An 18,651-nucleotide genomic window follows, 5' to 3' on the forward strand; every position below is an offset into this window, starting at 1 on the left:
CTAGCGCGCGACCTCGGTGCCCGAACAAGCACTTCTTCGGATTCCCCGACTGCTTCTCAGCGCCCAGGTGGGGCTGGAATCCTCCATCACGGGCCCCATCTGTCGCCGACGCCCAAATGCTAACGCCGCGGTTCAGAGGCTGCCGCCGATCCAGGCCTTACGATCGACCTGCCGCATCGCTGCCAGCCAAGGGACCACCGTTGGAAACGAATACCGCGAAGTCTGTCCGGCCGGTTGTCGTCCTCGCAGCGCTCGGCGTGGTGTTCGGCGACATCGGAACCAGCCCGATCTACACCGTCCAGACGGTATTCAGCCCCGACGATCCCCATCCGGTACCGCTCAATGATCAGAACCTTTATGGTGTCGTCTCGCTGATCTTCTGGTCGATCATGGTGATCGTCACGCTTACCTACGTGAGTCTTGTGTTGCGCGCCGACAACGACGGCGAGGGCGGCATCATGGCCCTGATCACCCTGCTGCGCCGCTGGGGCTCGGAGACGCATCACCGCACGGCGCTGATTCTCGCCGCGCTCGGCGTCTTCGGCGCATCGTTGTTCTTCGGCGACAGCATGATCACCCCGGCGATATCCGTGCTTTCCGCGATCGAGGGCATCGAAGTCGTCGACCCGGATTTCGAGCGATGGGTCGTGCCAGTCACCGCGGGCATCATCGTTGTGCTCTTCTACGTTCAGCGGCACGGCACCGCCATCGTCGGGCGGGCGTTCGGACCGGTGATGGTCGCGTGGTTCGTCGCGATCGGCGCATGCGGAGTCACCGGCATCATCGCGCATCCCCAGATTCTCAAGGCACTGTCGCCGACCTACGCGCTGACATTCATCGTCGGGCATTTCGAGATCGCCTTCTTCGCGCTCACCGCCGTCGTGCTGGCGGTCACCGGCGCGGAGGCACTGTATGCCGACATGGGTCACTTCGGCCGCAAGGCGATCACCCGGGGCTGGCTGTTCGTCGTGCTTCCGGCACTCGCACTCAACTATCTCGGCCAGGGGGCGCTGCTCATCAGCGATCCCGCCACCATGCGCGCACCCTTCTTTCTTCTGATTCCCAGTTGGGCACTATGGCCGATGGTGCTCTTGGCCACCGCCGCAACGGTTATCGCGTCGCAGGCCGTGATCACCGGCGCATTCTCGGTCGCTGCGCAGGCCGCTCGCATCGGCTACCTCCCGCGGCTGCGAGTCATCCACACGTCCGCGGCAACCGAGGGTCAAATCTATGTCCCGTGGATCAACGGCCTACTCATGGTCGCCGTGCTGACCCTCGTCCTCGCGTTCCGAAGCTCCGAACGCCTCGCATACGCCTACGGCATGGCCGTCACAGGCACCATCACCATCACCCTGCTGCTCTTCCTCTACTACGCCAGGACCCGATGGAATGCACCGATTGGCCTGGTGGTGATCGGCGGCGGCATCCTGCTGCTGATCGATGTGTTGTTCGTCGCGGCGAATCTCACCAAGGTTGTGCACGGCGCATGGCTACCGCTGCTGATCGGCATCGTGGCCTTCACTGTGATGGTCACCTGGCACCGGGGCCGTGCGATCGTCACCGTCGCAAGGGAAAAGGCCGAGGGACCGCTCGACGACTTCATCAACGAGGTCCGCGAGTGCGATCCACCATTGGCTCGAGTCCCCGGCACCGCGGTCTTCCTCAACCGCGGAAAAGACACCGCCCCGCTGGCGCTGCGGACCTGCGTCGAACACACCCACGTGCTGCACCACCACGTGATCATCGTCTCCATCGAAACGCTTCCAATGCCGCGCGCAGCGGAGTCCGACCGCATCCAAGTGGACTCGCTCGGCTACAAGGAGGACGGAATCGTTTTCGTCACAGCCAATTACGGCTATATGGAGAAGACTCACGTGTTGGACGCGCTACGCAGCCTGACCCGCAAGCAGGCTGAGGGCAAGATCGCGATAGACGACGCGTCGTTCTTCCTGTCCAAGCTCGAACTCGTCCGGGGTCGCAAGAAGACGATGGCGCAGTGGCGCAAACGACTGTTCATCGCGACCTCCTACATCACCGCCGATGCCGCCGAACGATTCGGGCTGCCGCGCGACCGCATTGTCATCATGGGTTCGCGCATCGAGGTCTAGGCCGCTCAGCTTGCGACCGTCTGGCCGGTTTCGTCGATGACGAACCGCTCCGTTCCGCTCTCGACTCGCGGTGCGTCGGCCTTGAGCGCGACGGCTATCTTGTTGCCCGCGTTGCGCATCACGTCGACGGTCAGCTCGTAGGATTCCGCCTCGGTGAAATGAATTCGCACACCCGCGGCCACCTCTGCTGAGATCTTCGCGGGCGTCCATATCAAAGCATCGGTGTACCTCAGCGCCGCCTTGTGCCGGTCACTGAGTCCGGTCGACGTTTCGTACAGTTCGATCTGGTCGTAGAGTGATTCCGACCCGCCTGCGTCAAGTGCGCTGCCCTCGCGACGCGACTTGCACAGACGACAGTCGTGTTGCGTAGCACCGCGTAACCGGACGACTTCCGTTGTGAGCGGGTCGATTTCACGCAGCCGCGCGACGCCCGGCTGGAAGCGATTGAACAGCACGTCGCCCAGGCCGCTGCCGTGATCCCAGTCAACCGCATCCGACCACGGCGCGGGCAACGCCAGCGACTCCAGGCCCGCGCGCACCCTGGGTAGGAAGTCGGCGATATAGGTCAGTACCACAGCGGGGAACGCCGCTCGACCCAGAGTCGACGTGAACCTGGTTCGCAGTTCTTCGCCGACGGATGACACGTCGACGCTGAACTGTTCGGCGAATTCGACAGCCACCGACTCCGCCTCGTCGGCGGGGCCGTCGACGTCGAGTTCGGTGGGCAACGGTGGCAGCGAGAGCGTCTTGGCGCACGTCTGGCGGACCAGCGCGTTGATTCTGCCGTGCTCGGGTGGTGCGAGCGCTACCAGTCGTCCGAGTTCACCGTTCAGCGGATCGCGCATCGTCGCATTATTGCGCCTGGCTGACCGACGACATGTGAAAGTCCGGTATCCGCAGCGTGGGCATCGCCGCGCGGGTGGCCCAGTCGCCCCATTCGCGCGGCAGCGTGACCTCGCTGACGCCTGCTTGACCGACCCGGCGCAGCAGGTCAAGCGGGCTTTCGTTGAACCGGAAGTTGTTGACCGCCCCGGTGACCTGACCGTCCTCGACCAGGTACACACCGTCGCGGGTGAGCCCGGTCAGCAGCAGCACGGCGGGGTCGACGACGCGGATGTACCACAGCGTCGTCAGCAGAAGCCCACGCTCGGTGCCCGCGACCATGTCGGCCAGGCTTTCGGTGCCACCGGTCATCACCAGGTTGTCGGCCGCCACCGCAACGGGCACGCCGAACTCGGCGGCGGCCGCGCGCGGATAGGCCAGCGAGTTGATCGTGCCGCCACGAATCCAATCGACGCGATCGATGTCCATGCCGTTGTCGAACACCGAGGCCTGGTCCGACGAACTGGTCGCCGCGACGAAGGGCAAGCACTCCAGACCAGGGGCCGCGGGGTCGGAATAGAGGGTCAACGGCAGATCGCTGAGCGTCTCCCCCACCCGGGTGCCGCCGCCGGGGGCCGAGAAGGCGGTGCGGCCCTCCTGCGCCCCACGGCCCTCCATCGACCACGACAGGTAGATCATCAGGTCGGCGACGGCTGACGGCGGCAGGATCGTTTCGTAGCGTCCGGCCGGCAACTCAACAGTGCGCTGCGCCCAGCCGAGCCTAGTCGAGAGCTCCTCGAGCATGGAATCGGTTGGCACGTCTGCGAAGTCCGGTGTCCCCACGCCCGCCCAAGCGCTTGCGCCATCGCGTTTGGCATTGATCTCGACCGAGCCGGTGGGCTGGGTGTAGCGCCTCCGCAGTCCACCCGAAGTCGCGACGAACGTCGTCTCCAGGATGTGCCGTGCGTAGCCGTAAAGCCGGTCGGCGCGGGGAAATCCACGGTTCAGCGCTTCTGCGACGCCACCGAAGACCTCGACACCGGTGCCCGGAATCGGAGCGTCCCAATCATTCGTCGCATCTGTCCCGGGAAGGGGCGGCGCGCTGTCGCGGGATTCCGGCGCCGCAAGCGCCGCCTCCTGCGAAGCAGCCACCAGGCCCGGAATGACGGACGGATCGACCTCGCTGGAGGTCAACGACGCCACGTGACCGCGTTTGCCGCGTCGCACCACCGAGATCACCGTTGTCCTGCGCTGCACCGAGACACCGTTGGTGGTCATCGAGTTGTTGGCCCACCGCAGCGAGGCGTCGCTACGGTCGGTGACGGTCACGATGGTCTCGTCGGCCTTACCGAACCGGGCCGCCTCCGCCAACACCGCGTCGACGACTTGCTGTGCGCCGATCACCGCTACCGCCCCCCTTCGGCGCGCGTGTTGAGCACGTTGACGCCGCGGAACAAAGCCGACGGGCAGCCATGGCTGACCGGCGCAACCTGTCCCGGTTGCGCCTTGCCGCAATTGAATGCGCCGCCCAGTCGCCATGTCGAGCGGCCACCGACGGCTTCCATCGCACCCCAGAAGTCGGTGGTGACGGCCTGATAGGCCACATCGCGAAGTTGCCCGTCCAGCTTCCCGTCGCTGATGCGGAAGAATCGCTGTCCGGTGAACTGAAAGTTGTACCGCTGCATGTCAATCGACCAGCTCTTGTCACCGAGGATGTAAATACCGTCCTCGACCCGCGCTATCAGGTCGTCGGTGGACACGTCGTCGGCGCCCGGCTGCAGTGACACATTGGCCATCCGCTGGATCGGCACGTGGTGTGGAGAGTCGGCGTAGGAGCAGCCGTTGGACCTGGCCATGCCCAGCCGTGGTGCGAACACCCGGTCAAGCTGGTAGCCGACGAAGAGACCGTCGCGCACCAGATCCCACCTTTGCGCCTGTACACCCTCGTCATCCCAACCGACAGTGGCCAGCCCGAAATTCTCGGTACGGTCGGCGGTCACATTCATCACCGGTGATCCGTACCGCATGGTGCCCAGCTTGTCCGGCGTGGCGAACGAGGTCCCCGCGTAGGCGGCCTCGTAGCCGATGGCGCGGTCGTATTCGGTGGCGTGACCAATGGATTCGTGGATCGTCAACCACAGGTTGGACGGGTCGATGACCAGGTCGGTCGGTCGCGGTGTGACGCTCGGCGCCTTGACCTTCTCCGCGAGCAGCGTCGGCAACGCTGCCAGCTCGGTGGTCCAGTCCCACACGTCGTCACCGTCGACGGCTTCCCAGCCCCGCCCCGCCGGGGGCGCCAGGGTGCGCATGGTCTCGAAGGATCCAGCCGCGGCGTCAACGGCGACGGCCTCGAGCGTCGGTTGCACGCGCACCCGCTGTTGGGTGATCGACGAGCCTGCCGTGTCGGCGTAAAACGTCTGCTCCTTCACCGCGTGCAGGTTGGCAGAGACATGATTGACGCCGTCGGCGGCGAGCAGCCGCCCCGAGTACTCGGCGAGCAGGCCGATCTTGTCGGCCGACGGGATCGCGAACGGGTCTATCCGATAGTCGGACACCCAGCTGACGTCGGCGTACACCGGCTCGGGAGCCAACTCGATGGTCTCGGCGTTGAGCGCCGCCAAGGTGCGCGCCACCGCGACAGCGCGACGGGCGGTCTCGGCCGCGACGCCCGCGTCCAACTCGGCGTGTGAGGCGAAGCCCCAGGTACCGTCGACGATCACCCGCACCGCAAACCCGACCTCCCGGTCGACGACGGCCGTCTCCAGCTCACCGTCGCGCAGCGTGACCACCTCGTTGACGATGCGGTGGATGCGCAGGTCGGCATGGCTGGCGCCGGCGGCCACGGCCGCCGTCAGCACGGCGTCGGCAAGCTCACGGCGCGGCAGTGCGAGAAAGTCGGGATCGACTTGTCGGGGTGCACTCACGGCTAACACCGTAGTTCGACGGCGCCACGCCCGCTTTAATGGCTCAGTGGCCAATCGGGTACGAGCAACAGCGGTGGGGTACGCCCTGCTGGCGCCCAGCCTGTTCGGCGTCGTCACGTTTCTGCTGCTGCCGATGCTGGTCGTCGGATGGCTCAGCGTGCACCGCTGGGATCTATTGGGACCCGTTCAGTATGTCGGACTAGACAATTGGCGCTCGGTGCTGACCGACCCGTCGTTCGCGACGTCCCTTGTGGTGACGGCGCTGTTCATCGTGATCGTGGTTCCCACGCAGTCACTGCTCGGTCTCGCCGCCGCGGCGATGCTAGCCCGCAGCCTGCCCGGTAGTGGCTTCTTCCGCACGCTGTACGTGCTGCCCTGGATCTGCTCGCCACTGGCGATCGCCGTGCTCTGGCGGTGGATACTGGCCCCGACCGACGGCGCGATCAGCACGCTGCTGGGTGAGCGGATCGAGTGGCTGACCGACCCGGACCTGGCGCTACCCGTGGTCTCGGCGGTGACGATCTGGACGAACGTCGGGTACGTGACGCTGTTCTTCCTCGCGGGCATCCTCGCGATCCCCACCGATATACAGGACGCGGCGCGTACCGACGGTGCGAACGCATGGCAGCGGTTTCGCCGAATCACCTTGCCGATGCTGAGGCCGACGCTGTTCTTCGTTCTGGTCACGGGCGTCATCAGCGCGGCGCAGGTGTTCGACACCGTCTACGCACTCACCGCGGGCGGGCCACAGGGTCGTACTGATCTGATAGCGCATCGCATCTACGCCGAGGCGTTCGGCGCTGCCGCTGTTGGGCGCGCAGCGGTGATGGCGGCCGTGCTCTTCGCCCTTCTCGTCGGCGCGACGATCGCCCAACAATCGTATTTCCGGCGCCGGATCACCTATGACGTCGTTTAGTCGGGCAGTGTCCGCGCCGGTGATCTACGCCGTGCTGGCGACGGGCGCACTGATCACCCTGGCACCGTTCGCGATCGGAATGATGACGTCGTTCACGACGGCGGACCAGTTCAATACCGGTGAGCCGCTGTCGTTCCCGGTACCGCCAACGCTGCAGAACTACACAGGGTTGGCCGACGCCGGCTTCGGCCGCGCGCTGGCGGTGACTGCGCTGATGACCGCCGTCATCCTGGTGGGTCAGCTGACCTTCTCGGTGTTCGCGGCGTACGCATTCGCGCGACTGGAGTTCCCCGGCCGCGACGCACTGTTCTGGGTATACCTCGCGACGTTGATGGTGCCCGCGACGGTGACGGTGGTGCCGTTGTACCTGATGATGGCGCAGGCCGGTCTGCGCAACACGTTCTGGGCGCTGGTGCTTCCGTTCGTGTTCGGTTCGCCGTACGCGATCTTCCTGTTGCGCGAGTACTTTCGCGGGATTCCGACCGACCTCATCAAGGCCGCCCGCATCGACGGCGCCAACACACTCGACGTTCTCGTTCATGTCGTGGTGCCTGCCAGCAAGCCGATTCTGGTGACGCTGTCGCTGATCACCGTCGTCAGCCAATGGAACAGCTTCATGTGGCCGCTGGTCATCACCAGCGGTGCCAAATGGCAGGTGCTGACGGTTGCGACGGCCGGTCTACAGTCGCGCTACAACGCGCAGTGGACGTTGGTGATGGCCGCGACGACGGTGGCGATCGTTCCGCTGATTGTGCTGTTCGTCGCGCTCGGCAGGCACATTGTCCGATCCATCGTCGTGACCGGCTTGAAATGACTCTGCGCCCGAAGGTTTCGACGATGGCGGCGGCGGCCGTGGCTTTCACGATGGCGCTGCTTCTAGTTGCCGCGGTGCTGCTCGGCCGGTCAGCGGAACCCGCAGGCCGAACTGTGGTCACCCTGCGCCTTTGGGATGAGCAGGTGGCCGCCGCGTACCGGGAGTCGTTCGGCGAGTTCACCCGGATCCACCCCGACATCGATGTCCGGGTCAACGTGGTGGCGTATGCCAGCTATTTCGACACGTTGCGGACCGACGCCGCGGGCGGCAGCGCGGACGACATCTTCTGGCTGTCGAACGCGTACTTCGCCGGATACGCCGACAGCGGCCGACTGCTCGATATCGCAAAAGCACTGGGGCCGAAGGCAGCAACGGAGTGGGAGCCGTCAGTCATCGACCAGTTCACCCGCAACGGTGTGCTGTGGGCGGTGCCCCAGTTGACCGATGCCGGTATCGCCGTCTACTTCAACGCCGACCTCATCGAGGCGGCAGGCGTCGATCTGCGGCAGCTTCTTTCTATGCGTTGGTCCCCGGGCGATGTCGACACGCTGCGGCCCCTGCTCGCCCGGCTGACGGTCGACGCCGACGGACGCCGGGCCGACGAACCCGGCTTCGACCCCGGCCGCATCCGGCAGTGGGGATACAACGCGGCCAACGATCTTCAGGGCATCTATCTCAACTACATCGGCTCGGCAGGAGGGACGTTCTCCGACGGCGACAGGTTCGCCTTCGACAATCCCGGGTCGGTCGTGGCGTTCGACTACCTGGTCCGCCTCATCAACGGCGACCACGTCGCCCCGCCCGCATCGGACACCAACAGCAACGGCGACTTCTCTCGCAACCAGTTCCTTGCGGGCAGAATGGCGCTGTTCCAGTCGGGGACCTACAACCTGGCGGCGATCGCCGAGGACAGCCGGTTCCGGTGGGGTGTCGTCCCGATGCCTATCGGACCGGTCGGCCGGGTGAGCGTCACCAACGGTATTGCCGCAGCGGGAAATTCGGCAACCGTGCATCCCGACGCCGTTCGACAGGTCCTGGCGTGGATGGGCAGCGCTCCTGGCAATCAGTACCTGGGTGCGCGCGGAGCGGCCATTCCCGCCGTCCTGCCCGCGCAGCGCAGCTACTTCGACTACTGGGCCAGCCGCGGAGTTGACGTCAGACCGTTCTTCTCCGTGCTCGACGGTCCACGGATACCCGCGCCCGGGGGCGCCGGTTTTCCCGCGGGCTTCGAAGCGCTGCAACCGTATCTCGACGAGATTTTTCTCGGACGGGCCGACGTGGCCACCTCGCTGGGCGATGCCCAGGCCGCCGCGAACGCCGCCGCCCAGCGCTAAGTGGTGCCGAGCAGCGTGAGTTCCAGCGCCAGCGCGGCGGCGCATACCAGCGCGACGACCGAAAGAGCTACCCAGTCCAGCCGTTTGGGTCCCGACGGTGCCGCGGAGATCTGACCGGCACCTCCGCGCGCGGTGATCGCGTCGCCCATCTCGTCGGCACGGCGCAGGGCCACGATGACGGCCGCTGCGATCAGGTCCACCGCCTCAAGTGCCCAGCGTCGCCTGCGAGCCCGCCGCGTCGTCAACACCGATCTGGGGCGCAAGCTGCGCGCCGCATACAGAGTCCGGAACTCGTCGATCAGCATCGGGAAGGCGCGAAGGGCGAGTGCGAGGGTGACCGCCCACTCATCAATCGGTATCCGCAACCGGCGCAACGGTCTGCCCAGTTTTGCCACGGCGGGTGCGACCTCGGCGACGTTGGTGGTCCACGACACCATGCCGCCGAGCGCGAGCAGCACGATCGACAATGCGGTGATGCGCAGGAACTTCAGCAGACCACCCAGGCCGAGGTCGATCCCGAAGAGTTCGATGACGGGACTGCCGCCGGAAAGCGCCGCGGTGACGCCACCGAGTGCCAGCAGGAACCACAGCCACCGCGGTATCGACGGCAGCACACCGCGCGGAATATGGGCCAGCCGCATCGTGACGAGCACGAGGCCCGCCACGGCCCCGATCGGCACCCAGCCGGGATAGAACGTCAGCAGCACGCCGATGGCCGCCACCACAATGAGTTTCGTGCCCGCCCACAGATCGTGGATGACGGTGCGGCCGGGCACCGGCCGCAGCAGCACGACCGGCCTGCGTTGTTGCTTGCGGGTGGGAGCGGTCATGACACCCCCCCGGCTGCCGTCGGCGCGGTCGCCAGCACGCCGTCCTGCAGATGCAGGATGCGTGGGCACAGATCCTCGAGCCCGGTGAAGTCGTGTGAGATCACAATGACCGTCAGCCCCTCGTTGCGCCGCAGGTTCTCGAGCAGGCGCAGCAGTCCGCGCGCGCTGGCGCCGTCGAGTCCGGCCAGAGGCTCGTCGAGGATCAGCGCTCGCGGGGATCGCGCCAACAGGCCGGCAAGCACGACGCGACGCATCTGTCCGCCGCTGAGCTGGTCGATCCGCCGGTCGGCCAGCGTGGCATCCAGACCGACGGCGGCCAGCGCCTTGATCACCCGCGCACGGTCACGCGGCGAGAACCCTGCCGCCGATGCGACCTCGAGGTCCACACGGCTGCGCAGCAACTGCAGCCGCGCCGCCTGAAACGAGATCGCGACAGCACCAACCTGATCGGCAGCAGGTTCGCCGTCGAGCAGACAGCTTCCACTCGTCGGCTCGGCGAGTCCGGCCATGATCCACGCCAGGGTGGACTTCCCAGACCCGTTCAGGCCGTGAATCAGTACGCCGTCGCCCTCATGGACGGCGAAGTTGATATCGCGCAATGCCTCTGTGGCCCAGGGTGTTCCGCTGCCGTACTCATGGTTGACGTCGATGAGTTCGAGGACAGGCTCCTCCCGACGCGGCTGCAGGAGGCCTTTCGCAGCCGGCGCCTCCGTCGTTTCGACCATCTCCGTGTTGTCGGAGTCACCGTCGTCGCCGGTCAGGTCGATCGCCCGATCGGCGGAGTCCGCCTCGTCGTTGTAGTGGGTGATGTGCACCAACGACATCTGGTGGTGATCGGTCAGTCCGGACAGCACGGCCAGCAGCCCGTCGCGACCCTCCTGGTCGACCATGCTGGTCACCTCGTCGGCAATCAGCAGCGATGGCTCCCTCGCCAACGCCGCTGCGACTGCAAGGCGTTGTAGTTCTCCGCCAGAAAGCCCGCCGGTGTCGCGTTCGGCCAGGCCGTCGAGGCCCACCTCGGTGAGCAGCCGATGCACATCGGTTCTGGTGCCAGGCGGCAGTCCCCAGACCACGTCATCGGCAACCCGCGTGCCGAGCACCTGGCTCTCCGGGTGCTGCAGGATCACCGCGGTGCCGCCGAGGCGTCCCAGCCCTACCGAGCCCGGACGGTCGACGGTGCCCGATGACGGCTCGCGGCCGGCGAGCATCAGCATCAGTGTCGTCTTGCCGGAGCCGTTGGGCCCGGTCACTGCCACGTGCTCGCCGGGTTCGATGCTCAAGGTCACCGGGCCGAGCGCTTCATGGTCGCTTTCGGGATAGCGGAACCGGACATCGGTGAGCCTCACCGGCACTGGCGCGATAGTCGCCGTGTCGGGTGCGGAGTCGAGCTTGTGCACATCGGGTATCACGACGAGCCGGTTGATCACCTGCGACAACGCCCACCAGCCCATCAACATCACGACGGTGATGATGATCACCGACCACCCGCCGAGCAGATACGGCCAGTAGTTCAGCGCCGTGGCGAACCCGCTCCTGAGGCGCTCGGCTGATGCCTCCATGTCGGGCAGCCACCGCCAGTTCGGGAGACCCGACATGAACGCCGCGATGCCGTCGACGTTGGCGGTCATCGATTCGAAGATCAGGTGGCGCAGCCGGACCAGGACCGCGAGTGCTGCGACGACCGCGACCCCGAACACCGCGCCCGCCACCAGCCCGACGCCGAGAACCGTCAGTGTGCCGCGACCGCGCCGCAGGATCAGACCGATCAACAAACCGATGTAGGCGCAATTGATCACCGTCATGAAGCCGCCCATTCCGGCGATCAGGAATGCGATCGTCGCGCCCGCCACCGTCGCGGCGACCAGCACCCGAACCCGGAACCGGTAGACCAGCAGCCCCATCGGGACGGTGCCCAGCAGCGATATCCCGGCGGCGAACGGCACCACGACCGCGATGATGGCGGTCGCGGCACACAGCGCGGCCATCACCGATGCGTGGGCGAGCTCGACGGGATGCAGTGGACCTCGCCGCCGAGTCGCGCTCGAGCGGCGGGTCGCAGTCATTTCACGATTCTGCCAGTCGCCGCTCGGACCGCCTGTGTCGGCGCTGTGAGCGACGACACGAAGGTTTGATACGCATAGTAAAGCTATGTAATCATGGAGTGGTGACCCGGACTCTTGGCGCAGACCTGCTCGCCGTGGTGGCTCGACTCAACCGCCTTGCGTCGCAGCGGGCGCGCATCCCGTTGCCCTTCGCGCAGGGACGCTTGCTGTCCACGATCGAGGACCAGGGTGCGGCGCGCATCTCTGATCTGGCCGCGCTCGATCACTGTTCGCAACCGACGATGACCATGCAGGTGCGCCGGTTGGAGGACGCGGGTCTGGTGTCGCGCACCGTGGATCCCGACGATGCCCGCGCTGTGCTCATCCGCATCACCCCGAAGGGAGTGGACATGCTGCGGCAGGTTCGCGTCGATCGCGGAGCGGCGATCGACCCGTACCTGGAACGGCTCGACGCCGCCGACCGGCAGACGCTCGACGACGCCGTACGCGTGATGCGCAGGCTGCTCAAAGACGCGGCAGCGCCGAAACCAACCGTCAAATAACCTCAACCGTTAGGAGTAGCGCACCGTATGTGGCGCCAACCCAAGGCCGTATGGGCCGTCGCCTTCGCTTCCGTCGTCGCCTTCATGGGAATCGGCCTCGTCGACCCGATTCTCAAGCCGATCGCCGACAATCTCGACGCCACACCGTCTCAGGTGTCCCTGCTGTTCACCAGCTACATGGCGGTGATGGGGGTGGCCATGCTCGTCACGGGCGTCGTCGCCAGCCGGATCGGCCCCAAGAGGACGCTGCTGCTGGGCCTCGCGGTCATCATCGCCGGCGCCGGACTGGCCGGCCTGTCGGACACCGTGATGGGCATCGTCGGCTGGCGGGCACTGTGGGGTCTCGGCAACGCCCTGTTCATCGCGACCGCGCTGGCGACGATCGTGAACTCGGCGCGTGGATCGGTCGCCCAGGCGATCATCCTGTACGAGGCGTCGCTCGGCCTGGGAATCGCCGTCGGCCCCTTGGTCGGCGGTGTGCTCGGCTCGATCTCGTGGCGCGGCCCGTTCTTCGGGGTGTCGGCATTGATGGCGATCGCACTCGTCGTCACCACGTTCCTGCTGCCGTCGACGCCGCGCGCCGAACACGCCACGACACTCGCCGACCCGTTCCGCGCACTGCGCCACCGCGGACTGCTCGGCGTGGGAATCACCGCCCTGCTGTACAACTTCGGATTCTTCACCCTGCTGGCGTTCACTCCGTTCCCCCTCGACATGACCGCACATCAGATCGGGCTGATCTTCTTCGGCTGGGGCATCGCGCTGGCATTCACCTCAGTCGTGGTAGCGCCTAGGCTGCAACGCCGGTTCGGCACGGTGCCAACACTTTTGGTCAACCTGCTGGCGATGACGGCGACACTGGTGGTGATGGCGCTCGGCACGGACGTCAGGGCGGTGCTGGCCGCATGCGTTGTGGTCTCGGGCCTGTTCATCGGCATCAACAACACGCTGATCACCGAGACCGTGATGAAGGCCGCACCGGTCGAGCGTGGAGTCGCCTCGGCGGCATACAGTTTCGTGCGGTTCTCCGGCGCCGCGGTCGCGCCGTATCTTGCAGGTGTCCTCGGCGAACAGATAAGCGTGCACCTGCCGTTCTGGGTCGGCGCCGCCGCGGTACTTCTTGCAGCCGGTGTACTGGCGGCAACGCGGCGTCATCTTGTCGGCATCGACGCCGAGGAGGCCGAACTCGACGAGATCGCCGATCAGGCCGAATCGGTCACCATCGGCAGCGAGACGTAGTTTCGGCGCGCGCAGTTGCGCTGAGCGCAACCAAGCACGCCGAAATCGCACATGGGCGACGGCCCACAGCTACTGTCGGCTATGCCCGCGGTCCTTGTCACAGGTGCTTCACGCGGCATCGGGCGATCGATCGCCTGCCGCTTGGCAGCCAGCGGCTGGGACGTCGTCGCGGGTGTTCGCACCGAAGAGGATGCCGTCACAATCGGCGCAGTGGGCCCTCGGATTTCGCCGGTGCGGCTCGATGTCACCGACACCGCCCACATCGCCGCGCTCGACGACGCGCTCCCCGAGCGCCTGGACGCGGTCGTCAACAACGCCGGCATATTCCGCCCGTGCCCGGTCGAAGCGCTCAACGCTGACGACCTGCTCCGACAACAGCTCGAGGTGAACCTGATTGGAGCAATCGCTGTCACCCGGGCGGTGCTACCGCGCTTACGGCGATCAGCGGGCCGGATCGTTTTCGTCTCCAGCGTCAATGGGCGTGTTTCCTTCCCACTGTTCGGCGGATATTCCGCCTCCAAATTTGCGCTGGAGGCGGCGGCCGACGCACTTCGCATGGAACTCAAGCCGTGGAACGTCGCCGTAGTTGTGGTTCAGCCCGGCGAGACCGACACCGACATCTGGCGCACCATCGGGGCACAGGTCGAACAGAGCGCGGCGGCGATGCCGCTCGACCAGCGCGACCTGTACGCGCGCCACTGGTCTGGCCTCACAACGATGATCCCGATCGGCCAGAAGCTGACTGCACCCCCGGAGAAGGTTGCCGACGTTGTCGAGAAAGCGCTCAGTGCACGACATCCCAGGGCCCGCTACGCCGTGGGAATCGCCACCAAAGCGCAACTCGTCACGTTGAGCAAACTGCCCGCGTTCATGCGTGACCGGTTGCTGCGAGCGATGCTTCGCCAACCGGGACGTACATAGTGGCTGCCCTACAAGATCGAATCGACGAGCGTGCCGACCAAATAGGTGGCGGCGATCGCGACGCCACCGAACAGAAGCTGCCGCAGCGACGCCCACCAAATGGGCCTGCTGGTGAATCTGGCCGCGACGCCACCGGCGATCGCCAGACCGATGCCGCCGCAGATCACTCCCGCCCACAACGACTCGTACCCGAGTAGGTACGGGATGAGCGGCACGATGGCACCGATTGCGAACATGACGAACGACGAGATGGCCGCGACCCACGGCGACGGTTTTTCCGACGGGTCGATGCCGAGCTCCTGGATGAGATGGAAGTTGACGGCCCGGGTTTCGTCGCGGTGGATTTCCTCGGTGGCCTGCGTAGCGGTCTCGCGACTCATGCCCAGATTGACGAGCATCGCAACGAGTTCGGCGCGCTCGGCATGAGGATGATTCTCGAACGCCTTTTGCTCCACCCGCACCTCGGAGTCGATCTGCTCGTTGGCCGTGGTAACCGATGTGTACTCGCCCAGCGCCATCGAGAAAGATCCGGCCAGCAGGCCGGCCACGCCGCTGATGACGACGGTGTGCGCGCTGGCCGCCGCCGCAACCCCGGCAATCAGCGCCGTGTTGCTGACAAGACCGTCCATCGCGCCGAACGTCGCTGCGCGCAACCAGCCGCCGGACACATCCGAGTGCCGGTGACCCCCGACGTGAGGCATACCGGTCGGCGATAGCGCCGCATCCCTTGATTTGGCCATGCTTGTGATTCAACGCGATGGGTTTAGCCAGGTCCAGCAAGGTTTGCCTACGTTTCCGACATCACAGTTTCCGCAAAGCGGATAAGGGCTACCGTCTGGGTATGACCACCACTGCGGAGCATCTACGCAACACGCTGGACGGCCGTTGGCGCGACGTGAAGAACAAGATGCGGCAGGATCTCTCCACCGAGATCTTCAGGCCGCACTACACCCCCAACACCGTCATCGCCCGCACCAAGGTAGCGGAGCAGTTGAAGATCATGGCCGCCCAGGGCGCCGCCGAGGATGGCTTCAAGAAGGAGCACGGCGGCAACGGTGATGTCGGCGCCGCGGTCACCCAGATCGAGATGCTCGCGATGTCCGACCTCTCGCTGATGGTCAAGGCTGGCGTGCAGTGGGGCTTGTTCGGCGGCGCGATCGAGAACCTCGGCACCGAGCGCCATCACAAGAAGTACGTCCAGAAGCTGATCGACCTGGACCTGCTGGGCTGTTTCGCGATGACCGAGACCGGTCACGGCAGCGACGTGCAGGCCCTGGAGACCACCGCGACCTACGACCCGGAGACCCAAGAGTTCGTCATCGACTCCCCCACTCGCACCTCGCGCAAGGACTACATCGGCGGCGCCGCCCAAACCGCGCGTGTGGCAGCCGTTTTCGCGCAGTTGATCACACCCGACGGCGAGGGCCACGGCGTGCACTGCTTCGTCGTGCCCATCCGGGACGACGAGGGCAACGATCTGCCGGGTGTGACCACGTCGGACTGCCACTACAAGGGAGGGCTGCCCGGCGTCGACAACGGCCGCATCCAGTTCGACCACGTCCGCGTGCCCCGCGAAAACCTGCTCAACAAGTACGCAGACGTCGCCGAGGACGGCACCTACTCCTCGCCGATCGAGAACCCCGGCCGGCGCTTCTTCACCATGCTCGGCACGTTGATCCGCGGCCGCGTCACCGTCGGCGGTAGCGCAGGCGCCGCGGCCAGGGTCGCACTGGACATCGCGACCCGATATGCGTTGGAACGTAGGCAGTTCGAAGCACCCGGCGACGACCACGAAGTGCTGATCATGGACTACCTGGTGCACCAGCGCAGGTTGTTCCCACTGATCGCCAAGTCCTACGCGCTGCAGTTCGCGCAGAACGAACTGGTGGCCAAATGCCATGAGCTGCAGACGTCGGACGATCCCGACGCCGAAGAGCAGCGCGAGCTCGAGTCCCGTGCGGCGGGGCTGAAAGCTGCCAACACCTGGCACGCGACGCGCGCCATCCAGGAGGCCCGCGAAGCATGCGGCGGCGCAGGCTATCTGGCCGAGAATCGACTGATCGCGCTCAAGGCCGACACCGACGTGTTCACCACCTTCGAGGGCGACAATCATGTTCTGACGCAGCTGGTCGCCAAGGAGCTGCTGACCGCCTACGCCGACGACATCAAGGGCATGAGCCCGGTCGAGTGGGTCCGGTTCGCCGCCAACTTCGCAGGCGAGCGGGTGATGAAACGAACTGCGGCCGAAACGATCATGCAGACCATCCTCGACACCCGCCAGGACAACGAGGAAGAGGGCAGCCTGTTCAACCGCGGCACCCAGGTCAAGATGTTCGAGGACCGCGAGGAGTACATGCTCGCCACGGTCGCTCGTCGCCTGCAGGGTAAATCCAAGGAGATGAGTGCATTCGAGGCGTTCAACTCCGTGCAGGATCACGTGTTGCACACCGCGCGTGTGCACATCGATCGAATCATCCTCGAGGCGTTCGTCGCCGGAATCGACTCCTGCGAGGACGACGAGGCGCGCAAAATCCTCAACATGGTGTGCGACCTCTACGCGCTGTCGGTCATCGAGGACGACAGGGCGTGGTTCATGGAACATCGCTTCCTGTCCACCGAGCGGGCCAAGGCCGTCACCCGCGGCGTCAACGAACGGTGCCGCGACCTGCGGCCGCATGCGGAGCTCCTCGTCGACGGCTTCGGGATTCCCGAGCAGCTGCGCTACGCCGAGATGCTGCACCCGGAGAACATCCCGGACGCCGACGAGCACAAGGAGATGGACGCCACCAGCTCCGGCACCATCGAGCCGAAGTAGGCGTCGGCGGCGGGTGACAGACTCGCCGCATGACCGATCACGATGAACTATCCGGCCGGACGGCACTGATCACCGGCGGAACCCGCGGCATCGGCAAAGGCATCGCCGACCGGCTTCGCGCGGACGGAGCGCAGGTGTTGGTCGCGGCTCGGTCGATGCCGGCGGACGCCTCTGCCGATCAGGTCGTCGTCGCCGATGTGGCCACTGCCGACGGCGTCGCCGCATTGGCCGCTGAGGCGCTGGAACGACTCGGCGCGATCGACATCGCAGTACACAACGTCGGCGGTTCCGGACAGCACGACGGCGGCGCCGCGACCCTCACCGACGAAGACTGGCAGTCCGCGTTGGAAACCAACCTGTTGGCGGCCGTCCGCTTGGATCGCGCGGTCATCCCCGGAATGGTCGACCGCAACACTGGTGCGATCGTGCACATCACGTCAATCCAACGGCGTTCCCCCCTGCCCGCGTCGATTCCATACGCGGCGGCCAAGGCCGCACTCACCAACTACAGCAAGGCCTTGTCAAACGAGCTGGCGCCCAGAGGCGTTCGCGTCAACGCGGTATGTCCCGGCTACATAGAGACGGAGTCGGCATATCAGATGGCGGTGCAGATCAGCGAACTAAACGGCACTACGGTCGATCAGGCACGCAGCGAGATCATGAACTCCATCGGCGGCATCCCGCTCGGCGCACCCGGCAGCCCGGCCGACGTCGGCGAACTCGTCGCGTTCCTGGTGTCCGACCGTGCCCGCTACATCAACGGCGCCGAGTATGTGATCGACGGCGGAAGCGTCCGCGGAGTGTGATCACGGATTCGGGATCGGGTCGCGTGCCTCGAGCTTGCCGTCGTCTCCGATCTGAAACCTGACCGAGCCGATGCCGGTGGGGCAGCACGCCGGATCCTGGCCCTGACGCCATTGGTACTGGACGTTGGCGGTGTCGTTGCCCATCGAGATGACGTTGATGTAGGACCGCGGCTCGGGTGTGGCGGGGCCGAGCGGGTTGTTGCGGTCGAAGAACAGCACCTGCATGGGGCTGTCCGATGCGTCACCGGCGGTCGCCACCACCCAGTTGAGCCGACAGTCGGGCGTGTGGCCGCGGGAGGTCTCCCGCCACTGTGCTCCCTGCGGCAGCGTGCCGATCGCCTGAGTAACTGTGTCCGGGCTCGGCGCATCCGAGGGCCCGCAGGCCTGCGTACTCGTCGGCGATGGCCCCGGCGGACTCCAACCGCAGCCGATGGCGAGCAGTCCAACGGCGGTCACGGCCGCAAGCAAGCGAAGTATTCGCATGCCAAGAGCTTACGGACATCGCGCCGCTGGTCAG

16 protein-coding genes are annotated in these 18,651 nt (G+C 66.0%); 9 read left to right on the forward strand and 7 right to left on the reverse strand.

What is annotated here, in order from left to right; all coding sequences use genetic code 11:
* Window positions 1-116 precede the first annotated feature (116 nt).
* Complete coding sequence (locus tag QOJ24_RS27880) at window positions 117-2,108, forward strand: potassium transporter Kup (protein WP_526267022.1); 1,992 nt, start codon at window positions 117-119, stop codon at window positions 2,106-2,108.
* 5 nt (window positions 2,109-2,113) lie between these two features.
* Here the strand turns inward: QOJ24_RS27880 and QOJ24_RS27885 are convergent, their stop codons facing one another.
* From QOJ24_RS27885 to QOJ24_RS27895, 3 genes are read right to left on the reverse strand one after another with little or no spacing between them, the layout of a single operon-like run.
* Window positions 2,114-2,953: a carboxymuconolactone decarboxylase family protein gene (locus tag QOJ24_RS27885; RefSeq protein WP_526266961.1), complete on the reverse strand. Its 840-nt coding sequence runs from the start codon at window positions 2,951-2,953 to the stop codon at window positions 2,114-2,116.
* A gap of 7 nt (window positions 2,954-2,960) precedes the next feature.
* Window positions 2,961-4,334, reverse strand: coding sequence for a metallopeptidase TldD-related protein (locus QOJ24_RS27890; RefSeq protein ID WP_526266962.1), 1,374 nt, complete (start codon window positions 4,332-4,334; stop codon window positions 2,961-2,963).
* Window positions 4,335-4,336: 2 nt separating this feature from the next.
* Entirely contained in the window at window positions 4,337-5,854 is a 1,518-nt protein-coding gene (locus QOJ24_RS27895; protein WP_526266964.1) for a metallopeptidase TldD-related protein, read from the reverse strand.
* 46 nt (window positions 5,855-5,900) lie between these two features.
* Between QOJ24_RS27895 and QOJ24_RS27900 the strand changes: the two genes are divergently transcribed.
* From QOJ24_RS27900 to QOJ24_RS27910, 3 genes are read left to right on the forward strand one after another with little or no spacing between them, the layout of a single operon-like run.
* Complete coding sequence (locus QOJ24_RS27900) at window positions 5,901-6,770, forward strand: carbohydrate ABC transporter permease (protein WP_526266966.1); 870 nt, start codon at window positions 5,901-5,903, stop codon at window positions 6,768-6,770.
* Window positions 6,757-7,584 carry a carbohydrate ABC transporter permease gene (locus QOJ24_RS27905; protein ID WP_526266968.1) on the forward strand — a complete coding sequence of 276 codons (828 nt, stop codon included), beginning with the start codon at window positions 6,757-6,759 and terminating at the stop codon, window positions 7,582-7,584. Before QOJ24_RS27900 ends, QOJ24_RS27905 begins: the two co-directional genes overlap by 14 nt.
* Complete coding sequence (locus QOJ24_RS27910; RefSeq protein ID WP_526266969.1) at window positions 7,581-8,918, forward strand: ABC transporter substrate-binding protein; 1,338 nt, start codon at window positions 7,581-7,583, stop codon at window positions 8,916-8,918. Before QOJ24_RS27905 ends, QOJ24_RS27910 begins: the two co-directional genes overlap by 4 nt.
* On the opposite strand, the gene QOJ24_RS27915 is transcribed toward QOJ24_RS27910, so the two are convergent.
* Together QOJ24_RS27915 and QOJ24_RS27920 are read right to left on the reverse strand one after the other, a co-directional pair.
* Window positions 8,915-9,748 carry an energy-coupling factor transporter transmembrane component T family protein gene (locus QOJ24_RS27915; RefSeq protein WP_526266970.1) on the reverse strand — a complete coding sequence of 278 codons (834 nt, stop codon included), beginning with the start codon at window positions 9,746-9,748 and terminating at the stop codon, window positions 8,915-8,917. The two genes, QOJ24_RS27910 and QOJ24_RS27915, sit on opposite strands and share 4 nt — an antisense overlap.
* Window positions 9,745-11,811 carry an ABC transporter ATP-binding protein gene (locus tag QOJ24_RS27920; protein ID WP_526266972.1) on the reverse strand — a complete coding sequence of 689 codons (2,067 nt, stop codon included), beginning with the start codon at window positions 11,809-11,811 and terminating at the stop codon, window positions 9,745-9,747. The genes QOJ24_RS27915 and QOJ24_RS27920 overlap by 4 nt, the downstream gene beginning before the upstream one ends.
* Window positions 11,812-11,912: 101 nt before the next feature.
* On the opposite strand from QOJ24_RS27920, the gene QOJ24_RS27925 reads away from it, so the two are divergent.
* The 3 genes from QOJ24_RS27925 (at window position 11,913) to QOJ24_RS27935 (ending at window position 14,513) form a co-directional block, all read left to right on the forward strand.
* Window positions 11,913-12,353 carry a MarR family winged helix-turn-helix transcriptional regulator gene (locus QOJ24_RS27925; RefSeq protein ID WP_526266974.1) on the forward strand — a complete coding sequence of 147 codons (441 nt, stop codon included), beginning with the start codon at window positions 11,913-11,915 and terminating at the stop codon, window positions 12,351-12,353.
* 27 nt (window positions 12,354-12,380) lie between these two features.
* The gene (locus QOJ24_RS27930) at window positions 12,381-13,592 is read left to right on the forward strand and encodes an MFS transporter (protein WP_526266976.1); all 1,212 of its coding nucleotides are present in this window, start codon (window positions 12,381-12,383) and stop codon (window positions 13,590-13,592) included.
* Window positions 13,593-13,673: 81 nt separating this feature from the next.
* Entirely contained in the window at window positions 13,674-14,513 is an 840-nt protein-coding gene (locus QOJ24_RS27935; protein WP_526266978.1) for an SDR family NAD(P)-dependent oxidoreductase, read from the forward strand.
* An 8-nt stretch (window positions 14,514-14,521) separates the two neighbouring features.
* Here the strand turns inward: QOJ24_RS27935 and QOJ24_RS27940 are convergent, their stop codons facing one another.
* Window positions 14,522-15,253 (reverse strand): VIT1/CCC1 transporter family protein, encoded by a 732-nt coding sequence (locus tag QOJ24_RS27940; RefSeq protein WP_526266979.1) that lies wholly within the window; start codon window positions 15,251-15,253, stop codon window positions 14,522-14,524.
* A gap of 101 nt (window positions 15,254-15,354) precedes the next feature.
* Here QOJ24_RS27940 and QOJ24_RS27945 point away from each other — a divergent pair, with 101 nt between their 5' ends.
* Window positions 15,355-17,328: an acyl-CoA dehydrogenase family protein gene (locus tag QOJ24_RS27945; protein ID WP_526266981.1), complete on the forward strand. Its 1,974-nt coding sequence runs from the start codon at window positions 15,355-15,357 to the stop codon at window positions 17,326-17,328.
* A 29-nt stretch (window positions 17,329-17,357) separates the two neighbouring features.
* Window positions 17,358-18,134, forward strand: coding sequence for an SDR family NAD(P)-dependent oxidoreductase (locus tag QOJ24_RS27950; RefSeq protein ID WP_526266983.1), 777 nt, complete (start codon window positions 17,358-17,360; stop codon window positions 18,132-18,134).
* Here the strand turns inward: QOJ24_RS27950 and QOJ24_RS27955 are convergent, their stop codons facing one another.
* Window positions 18,135-18,617, reverse strand: a complete 483-nt coding sequence (locus tag QOJ24_RS27955; protein WP_526266984.1) for an LppP/LprE family lipoprotein — start codon at window positions 18,615-18,617, stop codon at window positions 18,135-18,137.
* Window positions 18,618-18,651: the final 34 nt, after the last annotated feature.

The organism is Mycobacterium sp. (assembly GCF_032159775.1).
Taxonomy (GTDB): domain Bacteria; phylum Actinomycetota; class Actinomycetes; order Mycobacteriales; family Mycobacteriaceae; genus Mycobacterium.

Coding starts and splice junctions, on each gene's coding strand:
- QOJ24_RS27880 (WP_526267022.1), top strand. CDS start 117: ATGCTAACGCCGCGGTTCAGAGGCTGCCGCCGATCCAGGCCTTACGAT.
- QOJ24_RS27885 (WP_526266961.1), bottom strand. CDS start 2,953: ATGCGCGATCCGCTGAACGGTGAACTCGGACGACTGGTAGCGCTCGCA.
- QOJ24_RS27905 (WP_526266968.1), top strand. CDS start 6,757: ATGACGTCGTTTAGTCGGGCAGTGTCCGCGCCGGTGATCTACGCCGTG.
- QOJ24_RS27910 (WP_526266969.1), top strand. CDS start 7,581: ATGACTCTGCGCCCGAAGGTTTCGACGATGGCGGCGGCGGCCGTGGCT.
- QOJ24_RS27915 (WP_526266970.1), bottom strand. CDS start 9,748: ATGACCGCTCCCACCCGCAAGCAACAACGCAGGCCGGTCGTGCTGCTG.
- QOJ24_RS27920 (WP_526266972.1), bottom strand. CDS start 11,811: ATGACTGCGACCCGCCGCTCGAGCGCGACTCGGCGGCGAGGTCCACTG.
- QOJ24_RS27930 (WP_526266976.1), top strand. CDS start 12,381: ATGTGGCGCCAACCCAAGGCCGTATGGGCCGTCGCCTTCGCTTCCGTC.
- QOJ24_RS27935 (WP_526266978.1), top strand. CDS start 13,674: ATGCCCGCGGTCCTTGTCACAGGTGCTTCACGCGGCATCGGGCGATCG.
- QOJ24_RS27940 (WP_526266979.1), bottom strand. CDS start 15,253: ATGGCCAAATCAAGGGATGCGGCGCTATCGCCGACCGGTATGCCTCAC.
- QOJ24_RS27945 (WP_526266981.1), top strand. CDS start 15,355: ATGACCACCACTGCGGAGCATCTACGCAACACGCTGGACGGCCGTTGG.
- QOJ24_RS27950 (WP_526266983.1), top strand. CDS start 17,358: ATGACCGATCACGATGAACTATCCGGCCGGACGGCACTGATCACCGGC.
- QOJ24_RS27955 (WP_526266984.1), bottom strand. CDS start 18,617: ATGCGAATACTTCGCTTGCTTGCGGCCGTGACCGCCGTTGGACTGCTC.